At 63.4% G+C, this 15,201-nt stretch carries 17 protein-coding genes; 12 read left to right on the forward strand and 5 right to left on the reverse strand.

Annotated features, from left to right (window positions below):
• The gene (locus ACWGRX_RS19525; RefSeq protein ID WP_291640852.1) at nucleotides 1-909 is read left to right on the forward strand and encodes a DMT family transporter; all 909 of its coding nucleotides are present in this window, start codon (nucleotides 1-3) and stop codon (nucleotides 907-909) included.
• A gap of 236 nt (nucleotides 910-1,145) precedes the next feature.
• Here the strand turns inward: ACWGRX_RS19525 and gpt are convergent, their stop codons facing one another.
• The 4 genes from gpt to ACWGRX_RS19545 form a co-directional block, all read right to left on the reverse strand.
• Nucleotides 1,146-1,655 carry a xanthine phosphoribosyltransferase gene (gene gpt / locus ACWGRX_RS19530; protein WP_291640854.1) on the reverse strand — a complete coding sequence of 170 codons (510 nt, stop codon included), beginning with the start codon at nucleotides 1,653-1,655 and terminating at the stop codon, nucleotides 1,146-1,148.
• A 166-nt stretch (nucleotides 1,656-1,821) separates the two neighbouring features.
• Nucleotides 1,822-3,642 (reverse strand): methyl-accepting chemotaxis protein, encoded by a 1,821-nt coding sequence (locus tag ACWGRX_RS19535; RefSeq protein ID WP_452118893.1) that lies wholly within the window; start codon nucleotides 3,640-3,642, stop codon nucleotides 1,822-1,824.
• 382 nt (nucleotides 3,643-4,024) lie between these two features.
• The gene (locus tag ACWGRX_RS19540) at nucleotides 4,025-4,789 is read right to left on the reverse strand and encodes a competence/damage-inducible protein A (RefSeq protein WP_291640858.1); all 765 of its coding nucleotides are present in this window, start codon (nucleotides 4,787-4,789) and stop codon (nucleotides 4,025-4,027) included.
• 122 nt (nucleotides 4,790-4,911) lie between these two features.
• Nucleotides 4,912-5,763, reverse strand: coding sequence for an FkbM family methyltransferase (locus ACWGRX_RS19545; protein ID WP_452118964.1), 852 nt, complete (start codon nucleotides 5,761-5,763; stop codon nucleotides 4,912-4,914).
• Nucleotides 5,764-5,887: 124 nt separating this feature from the next.
• Here ACWGRX_RS19545 and map point away from each other — a divergent pair, with 124 nt between their 5' ends.
• The 11 genes from map to ACWGRX_RS19600 all read left to right on the forward strand — a co-directional run bounded on the left by map (nucleotide 5,888) and on the right by ACWGRX_RS19600 (nucleotide 14,568).
• Nucleotides 5,888-6,709, forward strand: a complete 822-nt coding sequence (map, locus tag ACWGRX_RS19550) for a type I methionyl aminopeptidase (protein WP_452118894.1) — start codon at nucleotides 5,888-5,890, stop codon at nucleotides 6,707-6,709.
• On the forward strand, nucleotides 6,706-7,143 hold the full coding sequence (locus ACWGRX_RS19555; protein ID WP_452118895.1) for a JAB domain-containing protein: 438 nt from the start codon (nucleotides 6,706-6,708) through the stop codon (nucleotides 7,141-7,143). Before map ends, ACWGRX_RS19555 begins: the two co-directional genes overlap by 4 nt.
• Nucleotides 7,144-7,223: 80 nt before the next feature.
• A complete protein-coding gene (locus ACWGRX_RS19560) occupies nucleotides 7,224-7,487 on the forward strand; it encodes a hypothetical protein (protein WP_452118896.1) in 264 nt (87 codons plus the stop codon).
• Complete coding sequence (locus ACWGRX_RS19565; protein WP_452118897.1) at nucleotides 7,468-8,685, forward strand: AAA family ATPase; 1,218 nt, start codon at nucleotides 7,468-7,470, stop codon at nucleotides 8,683-8,685. The genes ACWGRX_RS19560 and ACWGRX_RS19565 overlap by 20 nt, the downstream gene beginning before the upstream one ends.
• 606 nt (nucleotides 8,686-9,291) lie before the next feature.
• Nucleotides 9,292-9,717 (forward strand): hypothetical protein, encoded by a 426-nt coding sequence (locus ACWGRX_RS19570; RefSeq protein ID WP_452118898.1) that lies wholly within the window; start codon nucleotides 9,292-9,294, stop codon nucleotides 9,715-9,717.
• A gap of 1,272 nt (nucleotides 9,718-10,989) precedes the next feature.
• Nucleotides 10,990-12,036 carry a hypothetical protein gene (locus tag ACWGRX_RS19575; RefSeq protein ID WP_452118899.1) on the forward strand — a complete coding sequence of 349 codons (1,047 nt, stop codon included), beginning with the start codon at nucleotides 10,990-10,992 and terminating at the stop codon, nucleotides 12,034-12,036.
• A 147-nt stretch (nucleotides 12,037-12,183) separates the two neighbouring features.
• Complete coding sequence (locus tag ACWGRX_RS19580; RefSeq protein ID WP_452118900.1) at nucleotides 12,184-12,750, forward strand: hypothetical protein; 567 nt, start codon at nucleotides 12,184-12,186, stop codon at nucleotides 12,748-12,750.
• 3 nt (nucleotides 12,751-12,753) lie between these two features.
• Entirely contained in the window at nucleotides 12,754-13,326 is a 573-nt protein-coding gene (locus ACWGRX_RS19585) for a hypothetical protein (protein WP_452118901.1), read from the forward strand.
• The gene (locus ACWGRX_RS19590) at nucleotides 13,319-13,519 is read left to right on the forward strand and encodes a hypothetical protein (protein WP_452118902.1); all 201 of its coding nucleotides are present in this window, start codon (nucleotides 13,319-13,321) and stop codon (nucleotides 13,517-13,519) included. Before ACWGRX_RS19585 ends, ACWGRX_RS19590 begins: the two co-directional genes overlap by 8 nt.
• On the forward strand, nucleotides 13,506-14,066 hold the full coding sequence (locus tag ACWGRX_RS19595) for an HK97 family phage prohead protease (RefSeq protein ID WP_452118903.1): 561 nt from the start codon (nucleotides 13,506-13,508) through the stop codon (nucleotides 14,064-14,066). The genes ACWGRX_RS19590 and ACWGRX_RS19595 overlap by 14 nt, the downstream gene beginning before the upstream one ends.
• 202 nt (nucleotides 14,067-14,268) lie before the next feature.
• Complete coding sequence (locus ACWGRX_RS19600; protein WP_452118904.1) at nucleotides 14,269-14,568, forward strand: HNH endonuclease signature motif containing protein; 300 nt, start codon at nucleotides 14,269-14,271, stop codon at nucleotides 14,566-14,568.
• Nucleotides 14,569-14,757: 189 nt separating this feature from the next.
• Here the strand turns inward: ACWGRX_RS19600 and ACWGRX_RS19605 are convergent, their stop codons facing one another.
• Nucleotides 14,758-15,195 carry a Ros/MucR family transcriptional regulator gene (locus ACWGRX_RS19605; protein WP_452118905.1) on the reverse strand — a complete coding sequence of 146 codons (438 nt, stop codon included), beginning with the start codon at nucleotides 15,193-15,195 and terminating at the stop codon, nucleotides 14,758-14,760.
• Nucleotides 15,196-15,201: the final 6 nt, after the last annotated feature.

Here is a 15,201-nt window from a genome sequence, read left to right on the forward strand (position 1 = left end):
GTGACCAAGACCATCCCCCTGACCTCGCGGCCCGCCTTCGGCGTCGCCTGCGGCCTGCTCTGCGCCGTGATCTGGGGCGTCCAGGCCGTGGTCTCGCGCCAATCCGTCGCCGACGGGCTCTCGGCCGGCGACGTCACCATGCTGCGCTTCCTCGCGGCATCGCTGGTGATGCTGCCCTTCGCGCTGAAGCGGCTGAAGCCCTTCCCGGTCGGGACGCTCGGCTGGAAGCGGGCGCTGGTGCTGACCGCGCTGGTCGGCCCGGCCTACAGCCTGATCCTGGTCGGCGGCGCCCATTTCGCGCCCGCCCTGCATTCCTCGGTGATCTCGCCCGGGCTGATCCCGGTCTGCACCGCCGCGCTCGCCTGGTTCGTGCTCGGCGAGCGTGCCGGCAAGGCCCGCCTCATCGGCCTTGCCCTGCTCGTGCTCGGCATCGCCGTCTTCGCCCGGGAGGCGCTGGCCAACACGCCGACGCGCGCAGGCGCATGGATCGGCGATCTGCTCTTCGTGCTGATCGCCCTGCTCTGGTCGATCTTCGGCGTGCTCTGCCGACGCTGGGGCGCCAATGCGGTCGAAGTCACCATGGCGACCTGCCTGCTGGCGCTGCCGTTCCTGCCGCTGCTCGCCCTCGTGCAGCCGGTCAATCTGCTGCAGGCGCCGCTCTCGGCCGTCGCCTTGCAGGCCGTCTACCAGGGCGTTCTGGTCGGGGCGCTGGCGCTGTTCCTCTACACCCAGTCGGTCGCGACGCTCGGCGCCGGCGGCGCCGCCCTGTTCCTGCCGCTGGTCCCGGTGGTCACCGCGATCGCCAGCGCCGCCCTGCTCGGCGAGAAGGCCTCGGCGCAGGAGATCGCCGGCATGGCGATCGCCATCACCGGCATGGTCGTGGCGCTCAGGGCGCCGAGCGCGCGCTGAGCGGCCCTTCCGCAGTCATTCCGGGACAGGCTGGAGGCCTGGGCCCGGAACCCATGGACACCCTGCAATTTCAGCCCGTCATGCTCGCCCTTGTGGCGAGCATCCACGTCTTGAACACGACACTGGACCACTGAAGGCGTGGATGGTCGGGACAGGCCCGACCATGACGAAAAAAGGAGCGCTCATAGGGTCCGGGCTCGCCGCTACGCAGCGCCCCGGAACGACAGGGCATATCCTCAGCCCTTATGACCCTTGGCGATCGGCTCGACATAGGACAGGGCCATATCCCAGGGGAAATAGATCCAGGTGTCCTGGCTGACCTCGGTGACGAAGGTGTCGACCACCGGCACGCCGGCCGGCTTGGCATAGACCGTGGCGAAATGCGCGTTCGGCAGCATCTCGCGCACGACGCGGGCGGTCTTGCCGGTATCGGTGAGGTCGTCGACGACGAGGACGCCCTTGCCCTTGCCGTCGCCGATGGCGCGGATCGAGGGGGCGATCTCCTTCATCACCTTGAGCTCGGTCTGGTTCTTGTAGTCGTGATAGCTCGCGACGCAGACCGTCTCGATCATGCGCAGGCCGAGCTCGCGGCAGATGATCGCCGCCGGCACCAGCCCGCCGCGGGTGATGCAGACCATCGCCTCGAACGGCCCGGCATCGGCCAGGCGCCAGGCGAGCGCGCGGGCGTCGCGGTGGAACTGGTCCCAGGAAACGGGGAAAGCCTTGTTGGCGGTCGGTTCGGCCATGGCGGGCGGTCCTGCGGAAAGCGTGGCTGGCTTTTCCGCAAAGCGCATCCGGCCGGCGCGCGCAAGTGCCGAGCGGAAGCTTTTCCCCGCTGTGATCGCAACGGCATGGTCCGACCCGGCTCGCCGGGCCGGATCGTCCCGCCGCTTCGGACCGTCAGAATTCGGCTCAGCCGTCGGCACCGCCGCTCCCGACCCGCACCGCCGTGCGGACCGGCGGCCTGCCCGCCGGGACGGGCGCGGGCTTCGCTGCCGGGAGCATGGCACGCAGGCCGGCGGCCAGCCTCTCGGGCGCGTCCGAGGCTTCGCGCCCATCGAGCCGAAACGCTCCGACCAGCGCCGCCAGAGCCTGAGTCTCGCCCTGCAATTCGCGCGAGAGCCGGGAGCTGGCATCGGCCATCATCGCGTTCTGCTGGGTCATCTCGTCCATATGCGCGACGGTCCGCGCCATCTCTTCGACGCCATTGGCCTGCTCGACCGCGGCGCTGGAGATGTCGGCGATGGTGCCGGCGACCCGGGTGGCAGCGTTGACGATTTCCTCCAGCGTCTTGCCGGCCTGCTGGACCAGCTTCACGCCGGAGCGGACCTGCTCGCTCGAATTGCCGATCAGCTCCTTGATCCCGTGGGCAGATTCGCTGGAGCGCTTGGCCAGCGCCCTGACCTCGGAGGCGACCACGGCGAAGCCGCGGCCGGCATCGCCGGCGCGGGCCGCCTCCACCGCCGCATTCAGCGCCAGCAGATTGGTCTGGAACGAGATCTCGTCGATCATCGAGATGATATCGGCGATCGCGGTCGAGGCCTGCTCGATCCGACTCATTGCCGTCACCGCATCGGCGACGATCGCGCCGCCGCGCGAGGCCACGGTCTTGGCCTCGTCGCCGAGCGCCGCGGCCTGGCGCGAATTGCCGGCGCTGGTCTTGATCGAGGCGGCGAGTTCCTCGGTGGTCGCCGCCGTCTGCTGCAGGCTGGAAGCCTGCGCCTCGGTGCGTTCGGCGAGATCGACGCTTTCCGAGGCGATGCGGTCGGCAGCGGCCGCGACCTTCCCGGAAATGCCGCCGACGGCACCGATCACCTGCGCCATATTGTCGAGGAGTTCGTTGATGCCGTTGCAGAGATCGGCGACCTCGCCCTCCTTGCCCGCCATCGGGATGCGCTGGGTCAGGTCGCGCTCCTTGGCTCGCCCGATCACGCCCTGCGCCTCCGCCACCGCCTGGGCGAGCTGGCGCGCCGCCTTCTGCTCGCTGATGTCGGTGGCGTACTTCACCACTTTCGTGGGCTGCCCCCTGGCATCGAAGATCGGATTGTAGCTCGCCTGGATCCAGACCTCCCTGCCGCCCTTGCCGAGGCGCAGATACTGGCCGGCATCATATTCGCCGCGGCCGAGCTTCTGCCAGAAGGCGCGATATTCCGGCGAATCGCGATAGACCGGCTCGCAGAACATGCCGTGATGCTGGCCCTTGATCTCGGCCAGCGAGTAGCCGGTGACGGCAAGGAAGTTTTCGTTGGCGTCGAGGATCGTGCCGTCGAGCGAGAACTCGATCACCGCCATCGCCTTGCGGATCGCCCCGAGCTGCCCGGCCATGTCGGCCTCGCGGTTCTTCTGCGCGGTGATCACCGTCGCGAACTTGATCACCTTCAGCGGCCTGCCGCCGGCATCGAGGACCGGGTTGTAGCTCGCCTCGATCCAGAGCTCGCTGCCATCGGCCGCGACGCGCAGGAACTGGCGGGCCTGGTACTCGCCCCCCGCCAGCTTCGCCCAGAACGCCTTGTAGTCGGCGCTGGCCGCTTCTTCCTTGCTGACGAACATGCTGTGGTGCCGCCCGCGCACCTGCTCCAACGTGTAGCCGACCGCTCCAAGGAAGTTCTCGTTGGCCTCGATAATGGTCCCGTCGAGCTTGAATGTGATCACCGCCATCGAGCGGCCGAGAGCCGCCATCTCACCTTCGAGTTCGCGGCGCGCAGCGCCGCCCGTGAATGGATTTAGCCGCATGCCCATCCCCCTGCATTCAGCACCGCGGAACTCGATCCGCGGAAATAAAGGATAGACGACGACAGTTTACGGGCAGCTAAGGAGCTTAGAAATCAACGAAATAACAAAATCGTGATCGGAAAAGTACTTAAAATTGTAAAGTAAATATAACGCCGAAAACCAACCAAAGCAAAACGGAATACAAAGTCCAGCAAGAATCAACCGCGCCATTGAAATAGCGACCCAGAAGACGTTTGCACATCAAGCGGGCGGATTGCAGATTTTAATGACTTTAAACAACACGCGAGAGCGCGCGGCGGCCGACGCGAGAGCTCCCTGTACCTTGACGGGAACCCCGGTCTCCCTGCGCAACCGGAAATTGTTCCGGACGGTTTAGCGACGCTCAGCGCTTCAGCCGGGCACGCTCCGTCTCGACCATCGCCTGAACCGCAGCGACCGCCTTCATCAGCTTCTCCGGATCGCGCGAGCGAACCACGAGATTGGTGTCCGGCCCGGTCTCCGACCAGAACGGATAGGAGCCGATCGTGCAGTCGGGATGAGCAGCGGCGATGGCCGCGAGCGGCGTGCCGATATCGCCTTCGCGCAAGCCCGCGCGCACCGTCTCGGAGAGGATCTTGACCCCGGTCTTCAGGGTCGGCGCGACGACGTCGAGCATGGCCTGCATGATCGCCGGCACGCCGGCCATGACATGGACATTGCCGATGCGGAAGCCCGGCGCCTTCGACACGGAATTGGCGATCAGCTCGGCCCCGGCGGGAATGCGCGTCATGCGCATGCGGGCCTCGTTGAGCTGGTCCGGCGGGAAACGCTCGGCGAGCATGGCGATCGCCCGCGGATCGTAGTCGATCGAAACCCCGAAGGCACAGGCGACGGCATCCGCAGTGATGTCGTCATGGGTCGGGCCGATGCCGCCGGTGGTGAAGACATAGGTGTAGCGCGCGCGGATCGCGTTCAGCGCCGAGACGATTTCGTCCATCAGGTCAGGCACGACCCGGACCTCGCGCAGCTCGATGCCGATATTGGTCAGGAATTCGGCGATGTAGCCGATATTCTTGTCCTTGGTCCGCCCCGACAGGATCTCGTCGCCGATCACCAGGATCGCGGCGGTGACCGGCGGCTCGAAAGCCTTGTTCGATGACGCGCTCATGGGCAGGCTCCTGGAATGTCGAAGCGGAGAATGACGCCGCCTGCGCAGAACGGAGCTAAGCGCCTCGGGCCCGGCCGCTCAAGCACCGTCCGGGGCGGAGCCGTCATGCGCGGCAAGGTGGATCAGGACACCTTGCGCTCATAGACGAGGTTGAGCCGGGTCTGCGCCAGCAGGCGATAGCCCCGCGCCTCCAGCAGCGCCGGCAGATCCATCTGCCAGCGGGCGCGCGAATCCTCGATGACGATGAAGCCTGGCCATAGCGCCTCGGGCGCATCCCTCAGGAAGGGTTCCAGGATCAGGTCCTCGGCCCCCTCGACATCGAGCTTGATCGCATCGAGCTTCTCATAGCCCTCGCTCTGCATCAGCGCGAGCAGCGTCGTCGCCGGCACGCGTACCGAGGTCGAGGTGCTCGAGCGCAGCAGGCGAACGCTCGATTCACCCTTGTTCGCGGGGTCGAGGAACAACGTCAATTCGCCCGGCTTGTCGGCAAGCGCACACGCCACCGCCTTGACCGTGCCGAAGGGGTTGCGGGCGATATTGTAGGTCAGCCGCGCGAAGATCTCCGGCTGCGGCTCGACGGCGAGGATGCGCGCCCGGCGTCCAGCTTTTGCGGCGACGAACAGCGAATAGGCCCCGATATTGGCGCCGATATCGATGAAACAGAAGCCCTCGCCGATCCGGGCCGCGAGCAATTCGCGCTCCCGCGCATCGAAATATTGCGGCGTGAACAGCACGCGCTTCTCGCAGACATTGCCGTCGGGGTAGAGCCGCATCCGGGCGCCCAGCGCCTCGATGTCGACCGGCCGCCCCTTCAGCGCCTTGAGCCCGAGCCGGCGCAGCGCGAAGGCGAATTTGCGACCGAGATAGGAGCCGGAGGCGCGCCGGGTGCGCGCGATGATCCGTGCAACCAGCCCCTGCGGCGCGAAGGTTCCGTAGGGCTGTTCCTCGCCCGACTGCATGTCATTGAGTGCCATTGGCGCGCTGTACACGGCAAATCCGCCCTGCGCCAGCACTACCGCGATGTCGCGGCCCGGCCCGTCCGGCTTGCACCAGCCGCCAAAGCCAATAAATAAAGGCATCAAGGAGCCACTTCTCGACATGACCCTCGACGAATCGATCGCGCGCGCAAGGCGCGAGCCCGTCATCAAGCTGCACGGCGCCGAAGCTTTCCACGGCATGCGCAAGGCCGGGCGCCTGGTCGCCCAGGGGCTCGACATGCTCGCCGACGAGGTTCGGCCCGGCGTGACGACCCAGCGGCTCGATGATCTCGCCTTCCAGTTCGCCATGGACAACGGCGCCTATCCGGCGACGCTGTTCTACCGCGGCTACACCAAGTCGATCTGCACCTCGATCAACCATGTCGTCTGTCACGGCATCCCAGACGACAAGCCGCTACGCGAGGGCGACATCGTCAACATCGACTACACCCTGATCCTCGATGGCTGGCATGGCGATTCCAGCCGGATGTTCGGCGTCGGCGCGATACCCCGCAAGGCCGAGCGCCTGATCGAGATCACCTATGAGAGCCTGCTGCGCGGCATCGCCGCCGTGCGCCCGGGCGCGACCACCGGCGATATCGGCTTCGCCATCCAGCGCTATGCCGAAGGCGAGCGCTGCTCGGTGGTGCGGGATTTCTGCGGCCACGGCCTCGGCGAGGTCTTTCACGACGCGCCGAACATCCTGCACTATGGCAGCGCCGGCGAAGGCGCCGAGCTCAAGCCCGGCATGCTCTTCACTATCGAGCCGATGATCAACCTCGGCAAGGCGAGCGTGAAGGTGCTCTCCGATGGCTGGACCGCCGTGACGCGCGATCGCTCGCTCTCGGCCCAGTTCGAGCATACGGTCGGCGTCACGGAAGACGGCTGCGAGATCTTCACGCGCTCGCCCGCCGGCCGCGACAACCCGCTCGCACCCAGATGAGCGAGAGCGGCAAGGGAAGTCCCGCTCCCGTTGCCGCGCCCGCCAGCGCCGCCCCGCATCATCTCGGCCATCGCGAGCGGCTGCGCCAGCGCTTCCTCGAAGGCGGCGACGGGGCCCTGCCCGATTACGAGCTGCTCGAGCTGCTGCTCTTCCGCTCGATCCCGCAACGCGACGTCAAGCCGCTCGCCAAGCAGCTGATCCAGCATTTCGGCTCCTTCGCCGAGGTGATCGGCGCACCCGTCTCGCGGCTGCGGGAGGTCAAGGGCATCGGCGAGAGCGTCGCGCTCGACCTCAAGATCGTCGAGGCCTCGCTGAAGCGGGCGATGAAGGGCCAGATCGTCAAGAAGCCCGTGCTCTCTTCCTGGTCCTCGGTCATCGACTATTGCCGCCTGGCGATGGCCTTCGCCGAGCGCGAGCAGTTCCGCATTCTGTGACAAGCTATTGATTTAGCTAACTGACGTCCCCTGCCCTGCGGCGGGCGTCTTTCAACCAATCACACATCGGAGACTGCTAGATGCAGATCATCGACTTCGTGCCGCTGCCTGATCCAGGCGGCAGCACTGCGCGCACGGTTGCGCGCTTCTCACTGTCCTTTCCCGACATGAAGCTCTCGGGGTTCCGCCTTCGACTGAGGCCGAACGGCACATTCATAGCCGCGCCGCCTGCGGCCCACGGCCAGCGGGTCGCAAACTTCTCGCCTGACCTCTTCGCCAAGATCAACAATGCCGCCGAAGCGGCCTACCGGAGGCTTCACGCCCTTGACCGAAACTGCGCCTGATCTCCCCCACCTCATTTTCGGCGGAGACGAGACGCCGGAACAGCGGGAAGCAATCTTTGCTGACTACGTCGCGACCAGCCTGGCCATTATTCATGATCAGCGCGCCGAGCTGGAAAGCGAGGCCGAGGCTCTAGAAGCTATCACTCCCGAGGAGAGAGAGCTTCTCGACGCCAAGCGTTGCCATCGGCCCGATATCGCTGCCAAGATATTTGGTCTCCGCAACACGATCGAGCTTCCCGCGACCACGCCTAAGCCCGCGAACGACAACCAGCGCTCTACCGCCATCGACGGCGAAAGCCTCCTGGCGATGGAATTCGAGCCGGTGCGTTACGTTGTGCCCGGCTACATCGCAGAGGGCCTGACCCTGCTCGGCGGACGCCCGAAACTCGGCAAGTCCTGGCTTGCGCTCGATTTCGGCATTGCCGTGGCTAGCGGCGGCATGTCGCTCGGCGTCCGGTGCCAGCAAGGCGATGCGATCTACTTCGCGCTCGAGGACAACCAGCGTCGTTTGCGTGATCGCCTGCGTGTTGTGCTACCCAGAAGTGATCGTCCAGACATCAGTCGGCTGACGCTCGAGACTGAGGCGCCGAAGGTCAACGCAGGGCTCGTCGAACGCCTGGACGCATGGCGCACGGCCGCTGCGGATCCGCGCCTTGCGATCGTCGACACGTTTGCAATGGTCCGGCCAGCACGCGGACGGCAGCAGGATTCCTACGCCGCGGATTATGAAGCGCTATCACCACTCCAGCGCTGGGCGAGCGAGCACAACATCGCGCTGGTCGTCGTCACGCACGTTCGCAAGATGGAAGCTGACGACCCTCTCGAGATGATTTCCGGCACGAACGGCCTGACGGGCGCCGCTGACAGCATTTTAGTTCTCAATCGCACATCGGATGGGCCGAAGCTGTATGGCCGCGGGCGCGACATTGAGGAGATAGAAAAGGCGCTGCGTTTCGATGCAGGCCGTTGGTCGGTTATCGGCGACGCCGCAGACGCAAAGCGGTCGGATGAACGGCGAGCAGTGATGGATGCCATGGCGGCAGGTCATCAGTCGCCTGGCGAAATCGCGAAGGCGATCGGCAAGCCCGTCGCCAATGTGCAGTACCTGCTCGGCAAAATGGTCGCGGCCGGCGAGGCAGAGAAGTCCAAATACGGACTCTATACACCCCCCTCAGAGTCCTCAGACCCCTCAGAGTAGCTTCTTAAATAAACCTCCCCTCAGACTCCTAACTCTTAGGACTCTGAGGGGTCTTAGGGGAGTGTATCTAGAACTGGCGACGCTGGACGGTTTTGCAGTGCCCATAGTGCGTCAATGAGTTCCCATTAGCAGCGAGGCTAGATTCGATCCGGCCAGTGTAACGGTTCAAGTTGAATTGCTGGCGAAAAAACACCTGTCCTATGTAGTAGGACGTTTCTCCGCTGATCTCAGTATCGTTGGCTGCAACTTTGAACTCGGCTCCCAGGCCCTGCTGCCTCGCTATGCCAGCATTATCCGAATGAAATGTGATCGTATAGAACGCAGACCCACGCGTAGGCTCCATTGCATTCTTGGTTGAGTCGAAGGATTCGATCCAGCCACAATCGAGGTTCAAGGTGGCAAGCTGCGCCTTTGAAGCGAACGGGAAGAGCGCCACAGCAGCGGCTAGTGCAGCCCTCCGCGATGCCCTTACATGTCTTCCCATCTGCATCCTCCCAGTACCACAGTTCGAATACCGGCCATTGCTACTTGTCCAAGGTGCAGCCTGCTTGTTGCGCTGGCAAGGATATAGGTAAGGTGGGATGGGCGTCCGACTATGGAGGTGATATGAGACTAGTCGTCGTTACGTTGCTACTGGGGCTCGCCGCAACGACGGCACACTCGCAGGAAGCTGGAAAATGGCTGTGCGTTGCGGATGCGGCCACAGGATTTTCTTTCGATTGGTACAAGAAGACCTGGGACGCAGCTCGATTTAACGTCGATACGCACAAATATATCTTACAAAGATCAGAGAAAGGCATATCCCCGAGCGCCCAGTGGGTTGTAACCCGGCTCGGCGATAAGAGACCTGATGTTTATTGCGCGAACGACTTCGATGGAGATCATCTCTCCTGCCGAGGAATGACGAAATTCGAGTTCTCAAAGACAACTTTGCGGTTCCAAAGGATCTATGACTTTGGGTATGTCGACCCTCTCGACAAAGAAGGCAGTGATACGCCCGCGATTTCCATTGGCCGCTGCACGCCACTGTGATCGCCCGGGGGCCGCCTCTATCTCTCCAGCCACCCACGACAGGAACGGCCGGGTACCAGCGCATTAGCGCTAACTCAGGAATTCCTCATGCGCGCGCAAGCGCGCGAGGGAGTCAGCTTCAGCCAACTGGCCTTCGCTCAAGTTATCGTTAGCGCTTTCGTCAGGTTCGTGCTGTTGCTGCACCGCCTGCTCATTGGCCGGCTTTGCCCGCCGGCGCCTGGCTCTGGCGTGTTCCATTAGCACCGCGAAGCGCGGTCGCATTGCTCGTCTTGACATCCCCGGCCCCATTCAATTTGACACGATGTGTTTCAAAATCGGTAGGCGCAGGCATAGCGGCTAAATCAAACGCAAGTTCGGGGCCGCGGCTTTGATCTGGCGCAATCGCACGGCTGGGGGTGAGTAGGCATGGAGCGCTCGCCCGCCGGAACGGCCGGGTAATCGAGCTTTTGCGCTAGCATGAAAATCGCGACTGGCGCGCGAGGCGTTACAGAAGCATCGCCAACGGGAGCAGTATGCCGCCGCCAATGGCGACGATGATAATGACTCGCAACAAGCGTCCTATTGCGTTCTCGTTTGTCATGCTTACGCCTCCCACGCGTGGAACGCGGAAGTGAGGCGCCGGTTCCAGTGGGGGTAGCGACATCTCCAGGCGGGCCCGAAATCGGCAGACCTGCCCGGTATCCACGCGCAACTTTTTTCTACCCGTATGAAAATAAATCAAAGGAATAGCGATGGTCCGAGGTGGCTATAGACCCGGCTCCGGCCGGAAGAGGGGCAGTTTGGGCGCAGCCGGCAAGGCTCGCATGATGATCGCGACCCGCCCGAGCAACCAAACTCCGCTCGAATTCATGCTTGCGGTTATGCGCGACGAGACTCAGCCGAAGGAGATCCGAGACCAGATGGCCATCGCCGCAGCACCCTACTGTCATCGGAAAGCGAAAGTGTCTTCTGTGGCAATGGAGTTACAGTAGAAGTAAGTTTATCGGATCGCCTGAAAATTCCCTACGAAAGCCACATCTACATACTAGATGTCGTTCTCAGATCATTGTCAGGCACAAATCCTTGACGATTTCCGCTCTCCGGGACTAAATTTTGTGGGCATCAACTCGGCCCGCCGTGACATCAGGGGCAGAGAAAGCCGTGCGCGGCATTCTTGGCGCTTCCGCTATCCACCTACCAAATACTTAAACACCGCCACCCCCGGCCCGCTCTGGGCCGTCGCCGCACCATTAAGACGCCAGGCAATGGCGCTTCACTCAATGGGGACTGCAGATGACCGTGACCTACTTTCAAGCGCCCTCTGATCCGAACGACGCGGCAGGGCGCCGCGCCATCCTCGAATCTTTGCGCGCTTGCGACGCCGACAACGACAACGATCCCCCGACCCGACGGGCTCACTCAACGAGCCCGCGCCACAGGGCTTGGCAGGAAGCGTTTGCCCCGCTGATGGACTGGAAACGGCTACGTGAGACGTTGGAGACCGGCCCGGTGGGGAGCAACTGGATGCTGGCGCCAGGCGACTCCGCCGCGCCGACCAAGGCCGAGGCTAGCCTCCCGAAAGACTTCTCAGAGGAGACGCTTATTCTAGCGGCTTCGTATGGGGTTCGCTGGAAACAGGTTGGCGGGCGGCTCGTTCCGGCAGATGGGCAACTGGAGTACGACGCGACTGGGCGCCTCATTCGGTGCGGCGCCCTAGTGATTGCCGGCGAGACCGAGTGTGCGGCAAACGACGATGCACCTCCCGCGCCCCAGCCGGTTGAGGACGCTGACAGCGTGGAAGTGATAGGCGGCGTCAAGCGCCCGACCGAACGTGAAGATGATATCGACGATCCGGAAGACCGGGCGGACGATCTCGCGGCCATCATCGGCCGCAACCTCAGCCCGACCGAGTCGATTGACCGCGGTAGGCGCCACGGCGCGAAGGCGCGTGTCGGCAGCGTCGTCGGAATCCTGCACCGGACCAAGAAAAGCGACAAGGTCATCGTTCGTACCGAGCCTAGGAATGCGGACGGTCGCTATCGCCGACGCAAGGGCAAGTTCCCACCGGCGGGGTACGTCACCCCGCCAGACGACACCATCGACGCGCAGAGCTTACTGCCGCGCCTGCTGCGGGTGATGTCGGCGGAAACGGTCATGGTGCTGGACTTCGGGCTGCGTGCGGCGAACCTGTCAGACATCGGCGAATTATTCGGGAAATCGGGAAAGCATGCTGAGCGAGTTGGCAAACAGAAACTGGTCGATGCTTGCGCGGAATTCGAGCGCGCGATGAACCAAAACGCCGAGGAGTGCAGTGCAAGACAGCAAGCGTTAGCGGCCTGATGTCCCTTTTTCGCAGGTTCCGCCCCTTTAGGTAGGACGGCATTAGACGCGCCTTCCTAGCAGACCCCATGACTTCAACGACCTCGCTTCGGCGGGGTCGTTTCTTTTTGCCTATTCACTTTCATTTTTGGAATTTTGGAGGTCGCAATGGCGACTATTCGCGAGGCGACCGACGCCTTGCAGCAACGTCTTGGCTTCGACCCAGCCCGATCGCGCACTATCTCGCGCCAACTCATTGACAGCGGCCTGCTCCCGGCAGGCGCGCCAGGGTTAGCGCAGCAACTCAGCATCGACGACTTCGTGACTCTACTTTGCGCAATCGCGTTCGACCCGCTGCTTCGGGAAGCGCCCGCTGCCGCTCGCCGAGCAGAGGACCTGACGCCAGGCGGCGCCATCCTCGGTGTCGATCTCATGGTCAACGGCGAGACTGCGGAACATTGGCCGACGAGCATTCCCCGCTCGGCTCGCGAGGTCCTCGACGTCATCGCCGAGATGGCTTTGGGCGATCTCGACAGCCAGCGCGACGTCGCTGCCATGCGGCTTGAGTTCGTCAGCACCTGGCCTGAAATCGCCATCCACGACGGCGACCACGTCAGACGTTTTCGTGAGCCCGGGGCGAACGCTTCACTCTGGGGCCAGGGCGGGCATCGTCGTTCCACCACGATCAATGGCGGCGCCCTCGTCGACGCTATCCGCGCTCTTTTTCATAGGTAAACAATGGCAATTTTTAAGAAGCAGGCGGCTGAGCCTTTCCGCGTCCCATCGCTGGCGGAGGCATCGCCTGAGTATGCGGCTCTCGTGGATAAGCGGCAGGAGTTGCTGACCCAGCAGTCGACATTGAACGCGGAACGGCGCGACCTCGTCCGCAAGATTGAGGAATCCCCAGCGCCCACGATGCGCCCTGGCGTTGCCGCGCTCCTCGGCGAGACGTCCGACTCCACAGCCGGTCTGCGTGGTCGCCTGACCGAGGTTCAGCGAACCCTCTCAGATATCGACGCTGCGCTCGAGGTTATTCGACAGCGGCTCGCTGTTGCGCGCACGGGCGCGTCGAAGGCGATCTGCATGGCAGCCCGCCCGGAATACGGCCGGCGCGTCGCCGCCCTCTGCGAGGCCTTGCAGGCCGTGTCCGTTGCGCGGGCTGACTACGACAATCTCCGGGATGAGTTCGAACGGCATGACGTATCGTGGGCCTCGCTCGGCCCGCTGGGACTAGGCTTCCTCGGTGATGCGCGCGACGGTCATGTCCATCGGTTCATCCGCGAAGCGAAGGAGGCCGGATACTATGGCTAAAATCGAACATGCAGACGCGAAGGGCCTCGATCTTCCTCATCGCGTCACGCTTTTTGGCAAAACGACCGAACATGCCGATTTCGACGCGAAGAAGTTCGCGCGGGCGATCGTCCGCAACCGCAAGCCGAAGGTAACGACCGCAGACCGGGAAGCTCGCTTGCGCCGAGCGGAGGAAAAGCTTGCAAAATATTGAGACCCGCGCCGGCGCTGCGACATTTTCAGGCAATATCGCTGAAGGATATGCCGCTGTTTTCGGCCAGAAAGAAGAGATCGGCGGCGACTTTTACGAAGAAGTCGCTCCGGGGGCATTCAAAAAGAAGAATTACTTCCGGGGCGACGTTCTTGCTCTCTGGAATCATACATGGGATTCCGTGCTGGGGCGCCTCTCTGCCGGCACGCTGCAGTTAGAAGAGCGCCAGCGCGGCCTTTGGTTCAGGCTCGAGCTAGATGAGCGTTCGCCTGCAGGGATGACCGCTCTGTCAGCACTGGACCGCGGCGAAGTGTTCGGCTGCAGCTTTGGCTTTAGCGTCCTTGCCGAGAGCTGGACAGATCCGGATGAAGGCCTGCCCGTGCGCTCCATTACAGACGTGTTGCTCTACGAAGTTTCACTCTGCCCTCTGCCTGCCTACCCGGGGACGACCGCGTCCCTAGTGCGCAGTGCCAACAACAACGCATCCAACGCTGCACGCCGCGTTCGTCAGAAGATGGAAGCCGATCTTAGGCTGCGAGGCATCCGATGATCGGCGAGGTTATCTCCATTGGGTTGCACGGTGCCCGCATCAGCTCCACATCCGGCCCGCTCTTTGTCCACCACCATTGTTTCGGCGAACGCGAGCCGACCATAGGCGATCATGTCGAGTACCGGCCGTTTCGGACGCAGGATGGTACGACCATAGCGACCAACGCTCGGCTGCTCACGGCCGAGCGGGCTGAGGTGCGCCGATGCCTCGGGTGACGGATACCAAGCGGGCATGGTTGAGGTGGTACGGCCTGGCCCGGTGGAAGCGGTTGCGCGAGTCTCAATTGGCTGCCGAACCGCTTTGCGCTCGCTGCCTTGCATCCGAGATCGTGACCGAGGCTACGGTCGTCCACCATCGCAAAGCCCATAAGGGTGACGAGGCCTTGTTCTTCGACCCGGCCAATCTGGAGTCGATTTGTAAGCCTCATCATGACCGCGACGGCCAGCTCGAGGACCACGGCAAGACGGTCATCCGCTACGACGCCTCCGGCTGGCCTATCTAGGCCCCCCGGGGGGAGGTCGAAAGTCTCCGAACCGCCCAGGCAGCGCAACGGAGCCGCCCGAACACGCACGCCGCCACAATTGAAAATATGAGGGTGTAGCAGTTGGCGTGGGATCAAGCCGCCCGACTTGGGCAACCGTAACCGCGGCAGCCGGCGCGTTCCAAGACAGCCGCGCCGGCTTAGCCTCGATCAAGCCGAAGCTTTTCCCCGGGCGCGCTTCGCGTTGTCTGGCGCTGGCTTGCGGCCTAAGCCCAAGCTTTTCGCGAGCTGCGATCTGGTTTCCGCATATGCTGGCGCGACCATCGGATAGTCGGCAGGAAGACTCCACTTTTCGCGGTATTCTTCCGGCGACAGATTGTAGGCGGTTCGAAGGTGTCGCCTGAGGGTTTTAAATTTACGTCCATCTTCGAGGCAGATGATATAGTCGGGCGTTATCGACTTTTTGATTGGAACCGCGGGAACGAGCGCTTCGACCGGAGGCTCGGGTTCGGCCCCGATCTTCGTCAGCGATAAATGCACGCTGGCAATCAACCCTGTCAGGTCTGATTGAGTCACACTGTTGCTGGCGGCATAGGACGCCACAATCTGAGCCGTCAGATTGACAAGGTCTACGTTCCGTTCGGGCAACTTAAT

The organism is Allobosea sp. NPDC055594 (assembly GCF_053618995.1).

Excerpts from the sequence above, each read along its gene's own strand:
- gpt (WP_291640854.1), bottom strand. The coding sequence starts at position 1,655 with ATGGCCGAACCGACCGCCAACAAGGCTTTCCCCGTTTCCTGGGACCAG.
- ACWGRX_RS19535 (WP_452118893.1), bottom strand. The coding sequence starts at position 3,642 with ATGCGGCTAAATCCATTCACGGGCGGCGCTGCGCGCCGCGAACTCGAA.
- ACWGRX_RS19540 (WP_291640858.1), bottom strand. The coding sequence starts at position 4,789 with ATGAGCGCGTCATCGAACAAGGCTTTCGAGCCGCCGGTCACCGCCGCG.
- ACWGRX_RS19545 (WP_452118964.1), bottom strand. The coding sequence starts at position 5,763 with ATGGCACTCAATGACATGCAGTCGGGCGAGGAACAGCCCTACGGAACC.
- map (WP_452118894.1), top strand. The coding sequence starts at position 5,888 with ATGACCCTCGACGAATCGATCGCGCGCGCAAGGCGCGAGCCCGTCATC.
- ACWGRX_RS19555 (WP_452118895.1), top strand. The coding sequence starts at position 6,706 with ATGAGCGAGAGCGGCAAGGGAAGTCCCGCTCCCGTTGCCGCGCCCGCC.
- ACWGRX_RS19560 (WP_452118896.1), top strand. The coding sequence starts at position 7,224 with ATGCAGATCATCGACTTCGTGCCGCTGCCTGATCCAGGCGGCAGCACT.
- ACWGRX_RS19570 (WP_452118898.1), top strand. The coding sequence starts at position 9,292 with ATGAGACTAGTCGTCGTTACGTTGCTACTGGGGCTCGCCGCAACGACG.
- ACWGRX_RS19575 (WP_452118899.1), top strand. The coding sequence starts at position 10,990 with ATGACCGTGACCTACTTTCAAGCGCCCTCTGATCCGAACGACGCGGCA.
- ACWGRX_RS19580 (WP_452118900.1), top strand. The coding sequence starts at position 12,184 with ATGGCGACTATTCGCGAGGCGACCGACGCCTTGCAGCAACGTCTTGGC.
- ACWGRX_RS19585 (WP_452118901.1), top strand. The coding sequence starts at position 12,754 with ATGGCAATTTTTAAGAAGCAGGCGGCTGAGCCTTTCCGCGTCCCATCG.
- ACWGRX_RS19590 (WP_452118902.1), top strand. The coding sequence starts at position 13,319 with ATGGCTAAAATCGAACATGCAGACGCGAAGGGCCTCGATCTTCCTCAT.
- ACWGRX_RS19600 (WP_452118904.1), top strand. The coding sequence starts at position 14,269 with ATGCCTCGGGTGACGGATACCAAGCGGGCATGGTTGAGGTGGTACGGC.